Source organism: Nonlabens arenilitoris, assembly GCF_002954765.1.
GTDB lineage: Bacteria > Bacteroidota > Bacteroidia > Flavobacteriales > Flavobacteriaceae > Nonlabens > Nonlabens arenilitoris.
Window position 1 is genome coordinate 3,157,622 of record NZ_MTPW01000001.1, and the last position, 14,653, is coordinate 3,172,274.

Annotated in this window: 15 protein-coding genes; 1 reads left to right on the top strand and 14 read right to left on the bottom strand. The window is 34.6% G+C overall.

Annotated features, from left to right (window positions below; all coding sequences use genetic code 11):
• Positions 1 to 35 precede the first annotated feature (35 nt).
• From BST92_RS14110 to BST92_RS14150, 9 genes are all read right to left on the bottom strand, one after another.
• On the bottom strand, positions 36 to 1,562 hold the full coding sequence (locus BST92_RS14110) for a serine hydrolase (protein WP_105072043.1): 1,527 nt from the start codon (positions 1,560 to 1,562) through the stop codon (positions 36 to 38).
• 94 nt (positions 1,563 to 1,656) lie between these two features.
• A complete protein-coding gene (locus BST92_RS14115) occupies positions 1,657 to 2,013 on the bottom strand; it encodes a hypothetical protein (RefSeq protein ID WP_105072044.1) in 357 nt (118 codons plus the stop codon).
• Positions 2,014 to 2,091: 78 nt separating this feature from the next.
• Complete coding sequence (gene carB, locus BST92_RS14120) at positions 2,092 to 4,944, bottom strand: carbamoyl-phosphate synthase large subunit (RefSeq protein ID WP_105072045.1); 2,853 nt, start codon at positions 4,942 to 4,944, stop codon at positions 2,092 to 2,094.
• 196 nt (positions 4,945 to 5,140) lie between these two features.
• Positions 5,141 to 5,305 (bottom strand): 50S ribosomal protein L34, encoded by a 165-nt coding sequence (gene rpmH, locus BST92_RS14125; RefSeq protein ID WP_042249657.1) that lies wholly within the window; start codon positions 5,303 to 5,305, stop codon positions 5,141 to 5,143.
• 127 nt (positions 5,306 to 5,432) lie between these two features.
• Positions 5,433 to 5,897, bottom strand: coding sequence for a hypothetical protein (locus BST92_RS14130; protein WP_105072046.1), 465 nt, complete (start codon positions 5,895 to 5,897; stop codon positions 5,433 to 5,435).
• A gap of 56 nt (positions 5,898 to 5,953) precedes the next feature.
• Positions 5,954 to 6,235, bottom strand: a complete 282-nt coding sequence (locus tag BST92_RS14135; RefSeq protein WP_146105167.1) for a hypothetical protein — start codon at positions 6,233 to 6,235, stop codon at positions 5,954 to 5,956.
• A 61-nt stretch (positions 6,236 to 6,296) separates the two neighbouring features.
• Positions 6,297 to 6,929 carry a bacteriocin fulvocin C-related protein gene (locus BST92_RS14140; RefSeq protein WP_170061761.1) on the bottom strand — a complete coding sequence of 211 codons (633 nt, stop codon included), beginning with the start codon at positions 6,927 to 6,929 and terminating at the stop codon, positions 6,297 to 6,299.
• Positions 6,930 to 7,066: 137 nt separating this feature from the next.
• A complete protein-coding gene (locus BST92_RS14145; protein WP_105072049.1) occupies positions 7,067 to 7,954 on the bottom strand; it encodes a peptidase associated/transthyretin-like domain-containing protein in 888 nt (295 codons plus the stop codon).
• Positions 7,948 to 8,589: a bacteriocin fulvocin C-related protein gene (locus BST92_RS14150; protein ID WP_105072050.1), complete on the bottom strand. Its 642-nt coding sequence runs from the start codon at positions 8,587 to 8,589 to the stop codon at positions 7,948 to 7,950. The genes BST92_RS14145 and BST92_RS14150 overlap by 7 nt, the downstream gene beginning before the upstream one ends.
• 280 nt (positions 8,590 to 8,869) lie before the next feature.
• Between BST92_RS14150 and BST92_RS14155 the strand changes: the two genes are divergently transcribed.
• Entirely contained in the window at positions 8,870 to 9,385 is a 516-nt protein-coding gene (locus BST92_RS14155) for a hypothetical protein (protein WP_105072051.1), read from the top strand.
• Between the two features lie 180 nt (positions 9,386 to 9,565).
• Here BST92_RS14155 and BST92_RS14160 read toward each other — a convergent pair whose 3' ends face one another.
• The 5 genes from BST92_RS14160 to rpsA all read right to left on the bottom strand — a co-directional run bounded on the left by BST92_RS14160 (position 9,566) and on the right by rpsA (position 14,336).
• Positions 9,566 to 10,471 (bottom strand): ribonuclease Z, encoded by a 906-nt coding sequence (locus tag BST92_RS14160; RefSeq protein WP_105072052.1) that lies wholly within the window; start codon positions 10,469 to 10,471, stop codon positions 9,566 to 9,568.
• Between the two features lie 29 nt (positions 10,472 to 10,500).
• Entirely contained in the window at positions 10,501 to 10,833 is a 333-nt protein-coding gene (locus tag BST92_RS14165; protein ID WP_042290540.1) for a hypothetical protein, read from the bottom strand.
• Complete coding sequence (locus tag BST92_RS14170) at positions 10,826 to 11,761, bottom strand: aspartate carbamoyltransferase catalytic subunit (RefSeq protein WP_105072053.1); 936 nt, start codon at positions 11,759 to 11,761, stop codon at positions 10,826 to 10,828. The genes BST92_RS14165 and BST92_RS14170 overlap by 8 nt, the downstream gene beginning before the upstream one ends.
• Positions 11,761 to 12,306 carry a bifunctional pyr operon transcriptional regulator/uracil phosphoribosyltransferase PyrR gene (pyrR, locus tag BST92_RS14175; RefSeq protein ID WP_105072054.1) on the bottom strand — a complete coding sequence of 182 codons (546 nt, stop codon included), beginning with the start codon at positions 12,304 to 12,306 and terminating at the stop codon, positions 11,761 to 11,763. The genes BST92_RS14170 and pyrR overlap by 1 nt, the downstream gene beginning before the upstream one ends.
• A gap of 170 nt (positions 12,307 to 12,476) precedes the next feature.
• A complete protein-coding gene (rpsA, locus tag BST92_RS14180; RefSeq protein WP_006795042.1) occupies positions 12,477 to 14,336 on the bottom strand; it encodes a 30S ribosomal protein S1 in 1,860 nt (619 codons plus the stop codon).
• Positions 14,337 to 14,653 lie beyond the last annotated feature (317 nt).

Sequence of the window (14,653 nt, forward strand, 5' to 3'; positions counted from 1 at the left end):
TTTGCGAGGCCTTTTTTTATTGCATTATAAATTTTTTATTCTACTTTCTTAGCATTCATTTCATAAAAGAAAAAATCATCATTAGGTACGTCAAAAGAAATACCAGTCACTGTACCATAAGCATCTTTCTCAAAGGTGACAGTCCCAAAAGAATACCAAGCTTGCGGCTCATCCCAATTGATTTCATAAGAATCATAATTAAAATGAGTTAAATGGCTATTCAATAGCGGCGTGTGTTCCCATTCTAATACAAGATCTTTTCCTTGTTGCTTTACATAAAAGTTTCCATAAATATCAGCATGATAAGTTCCTACTATTTGAGATCTTTCTAAAGTAGGCTGCGTTCCTTTTATTTGTTTTGATTTACGATCAGCAATTCGATTATCTGATTTTTTCCAGTTGTCATAACCTTCTAGCATCTCTGTGCTCCAGTCTTTCTTATCTCTACTTAAAAAACGATCAAAAACAGCATAGGCAATTGCATTAGTAGGCGCTTTAGGACCATTAGTTAGTACGACTACTCCTAGCTTTTCATCAGGCAACATTTGTACTGTAGAAATCATTCCATCATATCCACCACCATGGCGCACTCTGAAATGGCCGTGATAATCTCCTAGAAACCATCCTAGACCATATCCTGCATACTGAGAACCAGTACTGTTCCTCTTAACCTGATTGACACCAAAACTGTTATGCAAGTTCCACATATTATTACGGTTTTGAATAGTGAATAAAGTATCGTTTGATGCTGTCACGCCATGATTCATATTAGTAATCATCCATTTACTCATATCGTGAACACTAGAAATAATACCACCAGTAGATTGAACATTGTCCCAGGCTACCCATGGAATGACATAATTCTCATTTTTATCATTCATTGCGTGTGGACTAGCAACGTTTTTATTGTTACCAAAATCTTGAACACTAACCACCGTATCATCCATACCTACCGGTTTTAGAATGCGGTCAGTCACATTTTCTTTAAAAGACTTTCCAGTAATTTTTTCTATTAAATCACCAGCAGTAATAAACATTAAATTTGAATATCCATATCCATCCCTAAATTCATAAGCCTGTGGTACAAACTTTATACGACGTACCACTTCTTCAGTACTTAGTTCAGACTTATACCATATTCCATCACCAGAAAAAGTTCCTAAGCCTACGTTATGACTCAGTAAATCTTCAACTGTTATCATACCACTTATAGTAGGATCATAAACTTCAAAATATGGTAAATGACGCTGCACTTTATCATCCCAATTGAGCTTTCCTTCTTCCACTAATTGAGCGATGATAGCCGCTGTAAATGCTTTTGTATTACTAGCTATAGCATATAGAGTATGCTCGTCCGGTGATTTGCGTTTGCCTACCTCCATGACTCCATATCCTTTCTCAAATACAATCTCACCATCTTTGACAATTCCTACGCTCACACCAGGAATTCCCCAATCTTTAACTGTTTTTGATATGTAGGCATCAAGTTCTTTTAAGTCTACATCTTGCGCAATAGAGGTGGATACTGCAAATAAAAACAGTAGAATGAATAGTTTTTTCATTTCAATAATTTTAATGTGATAGAAAGATAGTTGTTGTTATGCTTTCGCGAAAGCGTAACATAAAAAAGCCTCCTAAAATATAGAAAGCCAAATATTAAGATTTTAAACTAAACCTAGAGTTATTAGCTTTAAGCCTATTGATGAGTCTCCTTTCACGAGGATAAGTCATCCACATACCGATAACGCCAAAAAATAATAATCCTAATACATTATTTGTTTTGTTTTGCTCTCTGTTAGGCGCCATATTAAGGACAAACCATATGGCGTATGCTTTAATCGGTAGGCCTAAAACCAATATATGATAAATTTTCAATTCGAAATTAGTAGAAAAAAAGTCTTTTAAATATATGTCCCAAACGGCAAACACCAAGTACACTAAACTGTAAAGAATAATTAAAATTCTCAGGTTTCTAGCGTGCTTTAAAACTTTGTTTATATTTTCTTTTTCCATAATCTTCAACAATTATTGTAAAATAAAAAACCTTGCTTCATAAAGCAAGGTTTTTAAAAATGTTTAAGAATCTAGTATTTATTTACTCAAGTACATTCTTCTACGAGCATAAAGCTCATAAAAATCATCATCCTTTAAACTGTCTATAAATAAGATACTTTCACCTGTAGACTTCATCTCTGGTCCTAAACGTTTATCAACATTAGGGAACTTATTAAAAGAGAAAACAGGTTGTTTAATTGCATATCCATCTAGTTGAGGATTGAAATCAAAATCTGTTACTTTATTGTGTCCTAACATGACCTTAGTAGCATAGTTTACATAAGGCTCACCATAAGCTTTTGCAATAAAAGGAACCGTACGTGATGCACGTGGATTTGCCTCAATGATATAAACTTTATCATCTTTAATAGCAAACTGTATATTGATTAAACCTACAGTGTCCAGTGCTAGTGCAATCTTCTTAGTATGATCTTTAATTTGTTGCATGACTAAATCACCTAGAGTAAATGGTGGTAGCAATGCGTTTGAATCTCCAGAATGCACACCACAAGGTTCTATATGCTCCATGATACCAATGATGTAAACATTCTCTCCATCACAAATCGCATCAGCCTCTGCCTCTATAGCTCCATCTAGATAATGGTCTAGCAGTAGGACGTTATTAGGAATCTTACGTAGAATGTCCACGACATGCTCTTCTAATTCTTCTTTATTAATAACGATTTTCATTCCTTGACCACCTAATACATAGGATGGTCTTACTAAAATAGGAAAATCTAATTGCTCAGCCACTTGAAGAGCCTCAGCTGGTGTGGTAGCCGTTGCAAACTCTGGATAAGGAATATCGTTTTCTTGTAACATTTTTGAGAACAGCCCACGATCCTCTGCTAGATCCAGTGCTTTATAGCTCGTTCCCATAATTTTAATACCGTAACGTTCTAACTTTTCTGCAAGCTTTAAGGCTGTCTGACCACCTAATTGAACGATAACACCTTCTGGCTTTTCATGACGTATAATATCATAAATATGCTCCCAGAATACTGGTTCAAAGTACAACTTATCTGCTGTGTCAAAATCTGTAGAAACCGTCTCAGGATTACAGTTAATCATGATGGTTTCATAACCACATTCTTGTGCTGCATAAACACCATGTACACAACAGTAGTCAAACTCAATACCTTGCCCGATACGGTTAGGTCCTGAACCTAGTACGATTACTTTTTTCTTATCTGATACGATACTTTCATTTTCTGCATATCGTTTCCCATCTGCGGTTTCCATTTCTGCCTCAAAAGTCGAGTAATAATATGGTGTTTTCGCAGGAAACTCTGCCGCACAAGTATCTACTAGTTTATAAACACGGTTGATGTTTAGCTCATCACGTTTTGTGTAAACTTCACTTTCTAAACAGCCCAGCATGTGTGCTATCTGACGATCTGCAAATCCTTTCTGTTTAGCTTCTAGTAGCAGCTTTCGCGAAAGCGTATTGATATCAAACTTAGAGATTTCAATTTCTAGTGAGTGTAATTCTTCAAATTGCTTGAGGTACCACATATCAATCTTTGTGATCTCATGAATACGGTCTAGGGAAATTCCCATCGCAATGGCATCGTATAGAGCAAATACTCTATCCCAACTAGCGTGTGTTAGTTTATCAATTACTTGGTTATAATCTTTATAACCTTTTCCATCTGCTCCTAGTCCGTTACGCTTAATTTCAAGCGATTGTGTTGCTTTGTGCAATGCTTCTTGAAAAGAACGGCCTATTCCCATCACTTCTCCTACAGACTTCATTTGTAAACCTAGAGTACGGTCAGAGCCTTCAAATTTGTCAAAATTCCATCGTGGTATTTTTACGATAACATAGTCTAATGTAGGCTCAAAAAGAGCGCTGGTAGATTTTGTGATTTGGTTATCTAGTTCATCTAGTGTATAACCTATAGCTAGTTTTGCTGCAATTTTTGCAATAGGATATCCTGTTGCTTTTGATGCTAGTGCACTAGAACGACTCACACGCGGATTGATCTCAATAGCGATGATTTCTTCTTTTTCATCTGGACTTACCGCAAATTGCACGTTACATCCACCTGCAAAGGCACCGATACTGCGCATCATATGAATAGCCATATCACGCATTTTTTGGTACGTGCGGTCTGATAGTGTCATGGCTGGTGCTACTGTAATAGAATCACCAGTATGGATTCCCATAGGATCCATATTTTCTATACTACAAATAATAACGACGTTATCATTATCATCACGTAATAACTCTAGTTCATATTCTTTCCAACCTAGTAATGCTTTATCAATCATTACTTCATGAATAGGAGAAGCTTCTAAACCACGAGTTAGTAACTCATCATAATCTTCTTCTTTATAAACGATAGCTGCACCAGCACCACCTAATGTAAATGAAGAACGTATACATAATGGGAAACCGAATTCTTGTGCAATCTCTTTACCTTTTAAGAATGAAGTAGCAGTAGCTTGTGGAGCCATCCCTACGCCTATCTTACCCATCAGGTTTCTAAATTGTTCGCGATCTTCAGTGACATTAATAGCGTCTATATTAACACCTATTAAGTCTACATTATGATCTTCCCAGATTCCTTTTTCTTGAGCTTCTATACACAAGTTAAGAGCGGTCTGTCCACCCATAGTAGGTAATACCGCGTCTATTTGTGGATGTTCTTTTAAAATTTTGCGTATGGAATTAGTGTTTAAGGGTAATAGATAAACATGATCTGCCATGCTAGGATCTGTCATGATCGTAGCTGGATTTGAATTGATCAAAATGGTTTCTATTCCGTCTTCTCTTAAGGAACGTAGGGCTTGTGTTCCAGAATAATCAAACTCACAGGCTTGACCTATAACAATAGGTCCACTTCCTATAATAAGTATGGATTTGAGATCGGTTCTTTTAGGCATGATAAAGGTGCTTTTTTAGGTGGCTTAAATATCGTTGATAAAAATCAGTTTTACTTATGGTTATGCTGTAAGATATGAGAAGTAATAAACAGGTTTTCTACTAATTACTAAGGTGTTACTCATTTCCCGACGAGACATAAAAAAAGGCGTTACTTCTATAAAAAGTAACGCCTTATATATATTAATTAGAGAATCATTATCTCTTGTGTCTTAATTCAGTAGATACAGATAGTTTCTTACGTCCTTTAGCTCTACGACGCGCAAGAACCTTACGACCGTTTGCAGAAGCCATACGCTCTCTGAAACCATGTTTGTTTCTTCTTTTTCTCTTTGACGGTTGGTATGTTCTTTTTTGTGCCATAGCTTATATTCTGTAACTCTATATAGTAATGAGGTTTTAACCTCCATTTTTAATCGGGTGCAAATATAAGAAGTCTTTTTACTCGGACAATAGGTGATGTGATTTTTTTTGAAATAATTTTTAGTGCTTAGTCTTCCAATATTAGTTTGAATGGAAAAATATAATCATCATACTTTTTACTGTTATTTTCTAATTTAGAGATTACCCAATAATATTCTTGATTTGAGAATCTATATTTCATTTCAAAATATATCGGATTTTCTTCTTTTACCTTAAACCAAGGTATAGATATAGAATTAGACAAGGGTTTAAGACCTATACAAAAATATTCTTCATATGGAATATAGAGATCTAATTGAGCTAAATCAATTCTGTACCATCCTTTACTTCGAATAGTTTGGACACCAATTTCATCTTCAATTATATTTTCAATAAAAATATTATCAGAATCTGTTACTCCTGATAGAATAGGAAGAAATTCTGCTCCTTTAATTTTATAACTTTCTCCTGACTCTTTAAAATTACCCATAAAGTAAAACTCTAAAGCGATAATTTTTTTTCCTCTTATTTCATCGGACTTTAAGGCTAACATTTGAGTCTGGCCGTTTAAAATCTGTCTTCGATTTTTTAAACCATCTTTTTTAATTATTAATTCTTTTTTTCTTTTGAGGTTGTCAACTTTAAAGTATCAAGGCTTAACTGCGCACGCGTATAATATAAATTATCAATAAGATTTTTAGTAAACAACTGCTCTTTATAAAAGGAATAGTTGATAAAGGTAGAGTCTGATTTATTTAATAATTCTTCAAATTTCCTAAAGTTTATTTTGTCTACAATTAACTCTTCATTACCTTTTTTATAAGAACTAATCGTGTACGCATTTATAGTATCCATATCTTTTATGAAATAGATATCTTGTGCATTTACCATATTGGCAATGAAAAAAACTCCTACCCATAGATAATAAGGGTAGAAGTTTATTCTTTCAGGATTAGTCTTCAACAGCTTCACAAGGAACTAATCTATTAGGAAATCTTCTGGTACCACCTATAAAAAATCGGCGTCTTTGTAACGTAACCGTTGCATAAAACCCAATTGACTCACCATCAACAAATTCTTCATGACAAGGTTGATCAACACTTACGATATCCCAACACCAAAAACAACCTTCCGTCTGATTATTATTACCAGCAGCCCCAATATCAATAGGACTATTTTCTAAAGTAAGTAAAAGAAAGTTTTTAGTATCTTCATCAAACTCTGCTGCTAATTGACTTTCAATAGCATCTAAATTAGATTCATTTGGCTCTGCACTAAAATCAACCGTGCTTACATAATCTTTAGCAACATTTACAGCAGCTAATTGATCCGTAATTAATGTATTATCTGCTATAAATCGATCATACTTAAACACCCATACAGCTTGTTTTTGTTCATTAGTTAATGCATCAAATTGAGCCATTCCACTCTCAGTATTCCTTAGAATACTCCAGTAGGTTGTCTCTGCATCAAAAGTTATTGACTTTTGAAAATCATTATTTTCTTGAACAGATGTTTCTGTCTCACAAGATGTGATAAACATGGTGAAAAAAAATATGCTTAAAATTAGGCTTATTTTTTTCATTTTTAAAGTTTTAATTTCTCTAATGAGAATTTGGTTAAAATAAAATATCATCATTGTGGCTGTAGCTAACGATTGATTTTAAGCAAATTTGAAAAAAAATGAAAAATGAAAAAGCATTAGTAAAAATAAGAATTCTATCAATTAACTATGATACCTATTAGCGGAACTGAAAGCCACTTTTCTGGTATTTCCCGATTAAATGAATCTTTGTAATCTTTTATCGCCCACCTATTATAATCTAGCCAATATTTAGATGAATGAGTTGTTTTATAAAAATATAAATTTTCTCTTGTTTTAAATGCTTGAAATTCAACAAGACTCTCCTTATATCTAATTGGTTCACCAGCGAACTTTAAGCCTTCTATAATTACAAAAACACCTTCATAAGGAAATTCTAAATCCTCATTCATTACTACTGTAATCAGACCTTTTGACTGTTCATCAACCTTTACAAGATAATCATGATTATTTAAAATCTTATCTGGATAAATTCTATTTTGTAAAGTATCAACAGAATAAAGCTTTACTCTCAAGATCATAGGTTGAGATACTTTTTGGATTTTAAAATTTATTGATCTGATCGCTAAATGCTCTTCTTGAGAGTTTTCTATGTAAACTCCCATGTTACTGGATAAACCAATTCCTATCTTGCGGCCATTGTTTCTCTCATCAATATATCCAACATCAATAGCAGGCTTTGTAGAGATAAAAATTTCCTGTAAATTTTGAACAGATCGTTTTAAATAAAATATATCGTTATCGATAAAATCTTGCTTAGAAATGATCAAATCATCATATCCGATATTAGAAACTTGTAATGAATCTAGCCTTATCGTATTTTTTAGAATAAAAACTCCATTTTCTCCAGTATATGTTCCTTCAATTATCTTTGATCCAGACCAAGCTAAAATCGTAGAAAATTCTAATGGCTTATTACTATCAAATTCAAGAACTTTTTTCTGAATTTGACAATTTCCTATTATACAGAAAGAAAATAGAGTTACTAAAAATATCAATCTTAACATTCACACGCTCTTGTTACTTGAGTGCCGTCTTCATTACTAACCGGTTGATCTCTAACCGTTGTAATCCAAAATGCACGATAAGAGCGATACTGACCTTCTGAACAACCACCATCACCGTTAGAATTAGGACCACATGCACCCCATGAATAACTAGAACCAAAAAAACGATTTCTTCTTCTTGGTCTTTCATCTTCAGTACTTTTTTGAGCAACATCAGACGCCTCATTCTCTAAGCTAAGAAATAAAAAATATGTTGTGTTTTCATCAAATTCTGCTGCTAATTGACTTTCAATAGCATCTAAATTAGATTCATTTGGCTCTGCACTAAAATCAACCGTGCTTACATAATCTTTAACAACATTTACAACAGCTAATTGATCCATAGTCAGCGTATTATCTGCTATAAATCGATCATACTTAAACACCCATACAGCTTGTTTTTGTTCATTAGTAAGAGCATCAAATTGATCCATTCCACTCTCAGTATTCCCTAGAATACTCCAGTAGGTTGTCTCTGCATCAAAAGTTCCTGACTTTTGAAAGTCATTGTTATCTTGTGCAATGTTTTCTTGTTCACAAGATGTGATAAGCATAGTAAATAATACCATGCTTAAAATTAAGCTTATTTTTTTCATTATTAAAGTTTTTTTGTTCTCTTAAATGGAACATGGTTAAATCAAATAACCTCTATATCACTGCAGCTTATATGGTTATATGTTGTAAACTTAAAAAAAAAAAAAACGGAAAATAAAAGTGAAAAAGCACAAATAACAACTTGATAACTTAAACTTAATCAATAAATGACAAATAAATGGGTAACAAAATTTAATAAGCAGGAACAGGCATTCGTGTTTTAAAATAGGATATTAGTAGTCCTTAAATCTATATCTTTGCATTCTTAAATTTAAAACTACCATGTTTAACAAAAACATCAAAATCGTCATCGCTGTATTAATCGTAGCGTTTGCCGTATATCAATTTACTTTAAACGAAATCATGAATGGTATCTTCTTGATACTACTTGCTGGAATATTCATCTTCTTATATTTTAAAAATGAGATGATCTTACTAGCTTTTTTAAAGCTTAGAAAACAAGATTTTCCTGGCGCTATGAAATGGCTAGAAAAGATTAAAGATCCTGAAACAGCACTAGTTACTAAGCAACAAGGTTACTATAACTATTTGCAAGGCTTAATGATCTCACAAACAAACATGACCAAAGCAGAGAAGTATTTTAAGAAAGCTATAAGTCTAGGACTTAGCATGGATCAAGATCTTGCGGTAGCAAAACTTAATCTGGCAGGTATCGCTATGACCAAGCGTAGAAAACGTGAAGCTACTACTCTACTTACTGAGGCAAAAAAATTAGATAAGCACAACATGCTGGGTGATCAAATCAAAATGATGAAACAGCAAATGAAGAAGATTTAAACTCCTAAAGATTGTATTTAACTGAAAGCCTAATCTCGCGATTAGGCTTTTTTGTTTGGTGAAATTAATGGCAATGCAATCAACATCAATTTATTTCAGCTTCTTCTTATCTAACAATGATAAAATTTTATAATGATCAGATTCCGAAATAAATTCGGAATCACAATTAATCAGAGGCATTTAAAACTCAAACACCTTACCATCTGCTGCGAGTTCTACAGTTGGGAAAATTTCTTGCGCTTCTTTTCTAAACAATTCATAGTCGCCATAGCGTGTAGAATAGTGACCTAGTATAAGCATTCCTACATTCGCTTGTTTTGCTATATCTGCTGCTTGTGCTGCCGTGCTATGTTTAGTACGTTCACAGAGATCTTCATGTGATTTTAAAAAAGTAGATTCGTGATATAACACTGTCGCATTTCTAATAATCGGTACAATATCTGGCTTGTACATCGTATCACTACAAAAAGCATAACTCTTTGCCGCTACAGGATTAAAAGTTAATAGATCGTTAGATATTACTTCACCACTGGCCAATTCAATATCATGCCCTTGTTTAACCTTGCGATAATAGGCTTGATCCACACCATATTCTTCACATGCTACAACATCTAATTTACGATCTAGCGGTTTCTCTTCAAACAGATAACCATTGGTATACACACGATGATCCAGCGGTATGGTAGTCACCGTTACCTTATCGTCTTCATAGATGAGTTGGGACTCTTTGGACTCGCTTTCGCGAAAGCGTAAATCAAAAGTAGTATAGCTCTTAGTAAGCTTAAGTTGTAATAAAATGATTTCTCTGATTCCTTTAGGACCATAAATCGTCAATGGCGTATCTCTACCTAATAAGCAAAAGGTGGATATCACACCTATCAATCCAAAAAAATGATCACCATGCAGGTGAGATATGAAGATGTTTTTAATGCGAGAAAACTTTACTCGACTAGTGCGCATCGCCATTTGTGTACCTTCACCACAATCTATTAAGAATAGATTACCTCTTATCTCAAGCACTTGAGATGTAGGTCGGGTTGATGCGGTAGGTGTTGCACTATGACAACCTAGAATGGTTAACTTCAATAGATAAGGTTCTTTATAGACTTAGATGCTTAAAATCCTAAATCGCGTTCAATTTCTTCCATCTCAATCACGTCTTGGGCTTCTTGCAAAGTAGGCACCACCATTAATTCTTCAGGAATCTCGTCGATTGATAACGCGGCATTCACCATCACAAACGATTGTTTTGTAGATCTATGTTGATTACTTAAAGCAAGAAATTGTAATAAGTCTGCTAAAGTAGCGTCCGTATATTGTATCAAATCTACGATTACATTTTTGCCTTCAAACTGATCAAATATCGTTGGTAAAAACTGAGCAAATCCATTGATGTTATCGTACTCATCTCTCAGTAATATATAATTATCGTGCGTTTCACTAATCATTGCGTTGAATTTTTGAAGCAATTAAGTACAGTACAGCCATACGCACGGCTACACCATTTTCTACTTGATTTAATATTATAGCCTGATCAGAATCTGCTACATCACTAGTAATCTCCACACCTCTATTTATAGGACCTGGATGCATGATCACTATTTTCTTTTTAAGACTGTCCAGCAATTCCATATTCACTCCATACTGTTGCACATACTCACGCACACTAGGGAAATAAGATATGTCCATACGTTCATTTTGAACACGCAACATGTTTGCCACATCACACCATTCTAGCGCCTTACGAAGATTATACTCTACCTTAACGCCTAGCGAGGCAATATGCGTAGGGATTAAAGTGGCAGGACCACATACCATGACCTCGGCACCTAGTTTTTGAAGACAGTAAATATTAGAAAGGGCTACACGACTGTGTAAAATATCACCTACGATCACAATCTTTTTACCTTCTAACGTACCTAGTTTTTCTCTTATACTATAAGAGTCGAGTAAAGCCTGTGTAGGGTGTTCATGAGCACCATCACCAGCGTTTACAATACGTGCATCGACGTGTTTTGATAAAAACACACCAGCACCAGGATTAGGATGACGCATTACGACGATATCCACCTTCATTGCTAGGATATTATTAACGGTATCGACCAGCGTTTCTCCTTTTTTAACAGAGCTTTGCGCTGCGCTAAAGTTGATGACATCTGCACTGAGACGTTTTTCTGCTAGTTCAAAGGATAGTTTAGTTCTAGTAGAGTTTTCAAAAAACAAATTAGCAATAGTAATATCTCTAAGTGACGGCACCTTTTTAATAGGCCTATTAATCACTTCTTTAAACTGATCTGCAGTGGTATGAATAAGTTGGATATCCTCTTTAGTGAGGTCTTTTATTCCTAATAAATGGTCCACACTTAATTCACTCATTAGTTTTCATTTTTTAATAGGTAAACGGCATCTTCACCAGCATTTTCTGTCCACATTACTTTTACCTTTTGATCACCTATCGCATCTACCTGTCTACCATTATAATCTGGTTGTATAGGTAAATGTCTTGAAAATCTACGATCGATAAGAGTAAGCAATTCTATAGAAGCTGGTCTACCAAAAGATTGTAATGCGGTAAGTGCAGCTCTTATACTGCGACCGGTATAAAGTACATCATCAACGATTACGACCTTTTTACCTTCTACTAAAAATTGTATATCCGTAGAATTTGCTTTAAGTGGCTCTTCTCCACGACGGAAATCATCGCGATAAAATGTAATATCTAGCAAACCGGTATTTAATCCTTTAATTCCATAATGCTCTTGTAGCAAAACGGATAATCTGTTTAATAAAAATCTACCTCTAGGTTGCAGACCTATAAGGGCAGTATTTTCAAAACGATTATGATTTTCAATTAATTGGCAAGCCAGTCTGTGAAGAATAATATCCAGTTCTTGCGCGTTGAGAAGTAATTTTTGACTCATTAATTGCTGCTGATTAACCACAAAGATACACTTAAAAAGAAAAACTAGGAATATAAAATGGTCCTATTGACAGTAGTATGACAACAGAATTTTTAATAGTTAAGTGTTATACAAAAAAAATCCCTTGTCTAGTAGACAAGGGATTTATTAAATATATAAGAAGTAAAAGATTACTCTTCTTCAGTAGACGCTGCTGGAGCTGCTACTTTACCTTCCATACGATCTTTAAGAGCTTGAAGCTTAGAGTTTGCATCACCTAATGTAGGCTTATCAGTTGACTCTTGAGATTTTGCAGCTGCCTGCTTAACAATCTTAGCCTCTTCTTCTTTATGGATAACCATGTGAGAAGCAACTACTCTCTTAAATTCTTTATTGAATTCGATAATCTGGATTTGAGCAGACTCACCTTTCTTCAATTTAGTACCATCTTCTTTTTCTAAGTGACGAGTTGGAATGAAAGCAGTGATGTCTTCATTAAATTCAACTACTGCACCTTTATCAACCATATCAGTAATAGTAACGTCGTGAGTTGTTCCTATTCCAAATTCAGCCTCATACTTATCCCATGGGTTATCCATAGTTTGTTTGTGACCTAGTGATAATTTACGTCCTTCTACATCTAGTTCAAGAACAACTATATCCAGTTTATCTCCAACTGCGCAGAACTCGCTAGGATGCTTGATCTTCTTAGTCCATGATAAGTCAGAGATGTAGATTAATCCATCTACTCCTTCTTCTAACTCAACAAATACACCAAAGTTTGTGAAGTTTCTTACCACACCAGTGTGACGAGAACCTACAGGATACTTAGTCGTAATATCTGTCCATGGATCTGGGTGAAGTTGCTTCATACCTAGAGACATCTTACGATCTTCTCTATCAATAGTAAGAACTTGTGCATCAACCGTATCTCCTACTTTTACAAAGTCACCAGCACTTCTTAAGTGTGTAGACCATGACATTTCAGAAACGTGGATTAATCCTTCAACACCTTCTTCGATTTCAACAAAAGCACCATAGTCAGCAATAACGACTACTTTACCTTTTACGTTGTCACCTGGCTTGATCTTGTCAGATAGAGCTTCCCATGGGTGTGGCTCTAATTGCTTAAGACCTAACTGGATACGAGACTTATCTTCATCAAAGTCTAGGATTACTACGTTAAGTGTTTGATCTAGTTCTACAACCTCGTTAGGGTGGTTAATACGTGACCAAGAAAGGTCTGTAATGTGAACTAATCCATCTACACCACCTAGATCTACAAATACACCATAAGAAGTAATGTTTTTCACAACACCTTCTAATACTTGTCCTTTTTCTAGACGAGAGATAATTTCTTTTTTCTGCTCTTCAATATCTGCTTCAATAAGCGCTTTGTGAGATACTACTACGTTTTTAAATTCGTGGTTGATTTTTACAACCTTAAATTCCATAGTCTTATCAACATATGCATCATAATCACGGATAGGCTTCACATCGATTTGTGAACCTGGTAAGAATGCTTCAATACCGAATACGTCTACAATCATACCACCTTTAGTACGACATTTTACGTAACCGTTAACGATTTCTCCTGTATCGTGTGCATTGTTAACGCGTTCCCAAGCCTTGATAAGACGTGCCTTACGGTGAGAAAGAACTAATTGTCCTGTCGCATCTTCACGTACATCTACAAGAACCTCAACTTTATCACCTTCTTTAAGGTTTGGGTTGTAACGGAACTCATTTAAAGAGATAACACCTTCAGACTTTGCGTTAATGTCAATAATTGCATCGCGATCTGTGATCTTGATAACAACTCCAGTCATTACATCATTATCGATAGTGTCTACAAAGTTATCTTCTACAAGCTTTTCAAAAGCTTTTAATTGATCTTCATCAACTTTTTCGATTCCTTCGCTGTAACGTTCCCAATCAAACGTATCTAAAAATTCAGTTGGGTTCGTTTGTTGTGCTGTAGCGGTTGGTGCAGTGTGCGCCTGTGTTTCTTCAGTAGAAACTTCTGCTACTTTTTTGTTGTCTTCAGCCATGTTTGTTTGCTGATTAAAATTTGTATTCTAAAAAGGCGTGGAAACTAATAGAACTTTTTTAGAAGAATTATTTATAAAGTTTTGATTCCCAATCGGTTTCCTTATTCTCGATTTGGGTTTGCAAAAGTACAATACTTTTTTCTAAAATCATAACCCTTTTTACATCTAATTATCTGGCAGTAACAATGGTTGTTATCGCTTTCGCGAAAGCGTAAATAATATCTGTAGACTAGGCAGTTAACTATTCTACACTAATTCAAGGTGAATTTTTACTCATTACTGTTTGAAATTATAATAATTCAACCTTACATTCGCCC

What these genes read in the sequence shown, in the direction of transcription:
- BST92_RS14110 (WP_105072043.1), bottom strand. Translation starts at nt 1,562, where the DNA reads ATGAAAAAACTATTCATTCTACTGTTTTTATTTGCAGTATCCACCTCT.
- BST92_RS14115 (WP_105072044.1), bottom strand. Translation starts at nt 2,013, where the DNA reads ATGGAAAAAGAAAATATAAACAAAGTTTTAAAGCACGCTAGAAACCTG.
- carB (WP_105072045.1), bottom strand. Translation starts at nt 4,944, where the DNA reads ATGCCTAAAAGAACCGATCTCAAATCCATACTTATTATAGGAAGTGGA.
- rpmH (WP_042249657.1), bottom strand. Translation starts at nt 5,305, where the DNA reads ATGGCACAAAAAAGAACATACCAACCGTCAAAGAGAAAAAGAAGAAAC.
- BST92_RS14130 (WP_105072046.1), bottom strand. Translation starts at nt 5,897, where the DNA reads ATGTTAGCCTTAAAGTCCGATGAAATAAGAGGAAAAAAAATTATCGCT.
- BST92_RS14135 (WP_146105167.1), bottom strand. Translation starts at nt 6,235, where the DNA reads ATGGTAAATGCACAAGATATCTATTTCATAAAAGATATGGATACTATA.
- BST92_RS14140 (WP_170061761.1), bottom strand. Translation starts at nt 6,929, where the DNA reads ATGAAAAAAATAAGCCTAATTTTAAGCATATTTTTTTTCACCATGTTT.
- BST92_RS14145 (WP_105072049.1), bottom strand. Translation starts at nt 7,954, where the DNA reads ATGTTAAGATTGATATTTTTAGTAACTCTATTTTCTTTCTGTATAATA.
- BST92_RS14150 (WP_105072050.1), bottom strand. Translation starts at nt 8,589, where the DNA reads ATGAAAAAAATAAGCTTAATTTTAAGCATGGTATTATTTACTATGCTT.
- BST92_RS14155 (WP_105072051.1), top strand. Translation starts at nt 8,870, where the DNA reads ATGTTTAACAAAAACATCAAAATCGTCATCGCTGTATTAATCGTAGCG.
- BST92_RS14165 (WP_042290540.1), bottom strand. Translation starts at nt 10,833, where the DNA reads ATGATTAGTGAAACGCACGATAATTATATATTACTGAGAGATGAGTAC.
- BST92_RS14170 (WP_105072053.1), bottom strand. Translation starts at nt 11,761, where the DNA reads ATGAGTGAATTAAGTGTGGACCATTTATTAGGAATAAAAGACCTCACT.
- pyrR (WP_105072054.1), bottom strand. Translation starts at nt 12,306, where the DNA reads ATGAGTCAAAAATTACTTCTCAACGCGCAAGAACTGGATATTATTCTT.
- rpsA (WP_006795042.1), bottom strand. Translation starts at nt 14,336, where the DNA reads ATGGCTGAAGACAACAAAAAAGTAGCAGAAGTTTCTACTGAAGAAACA.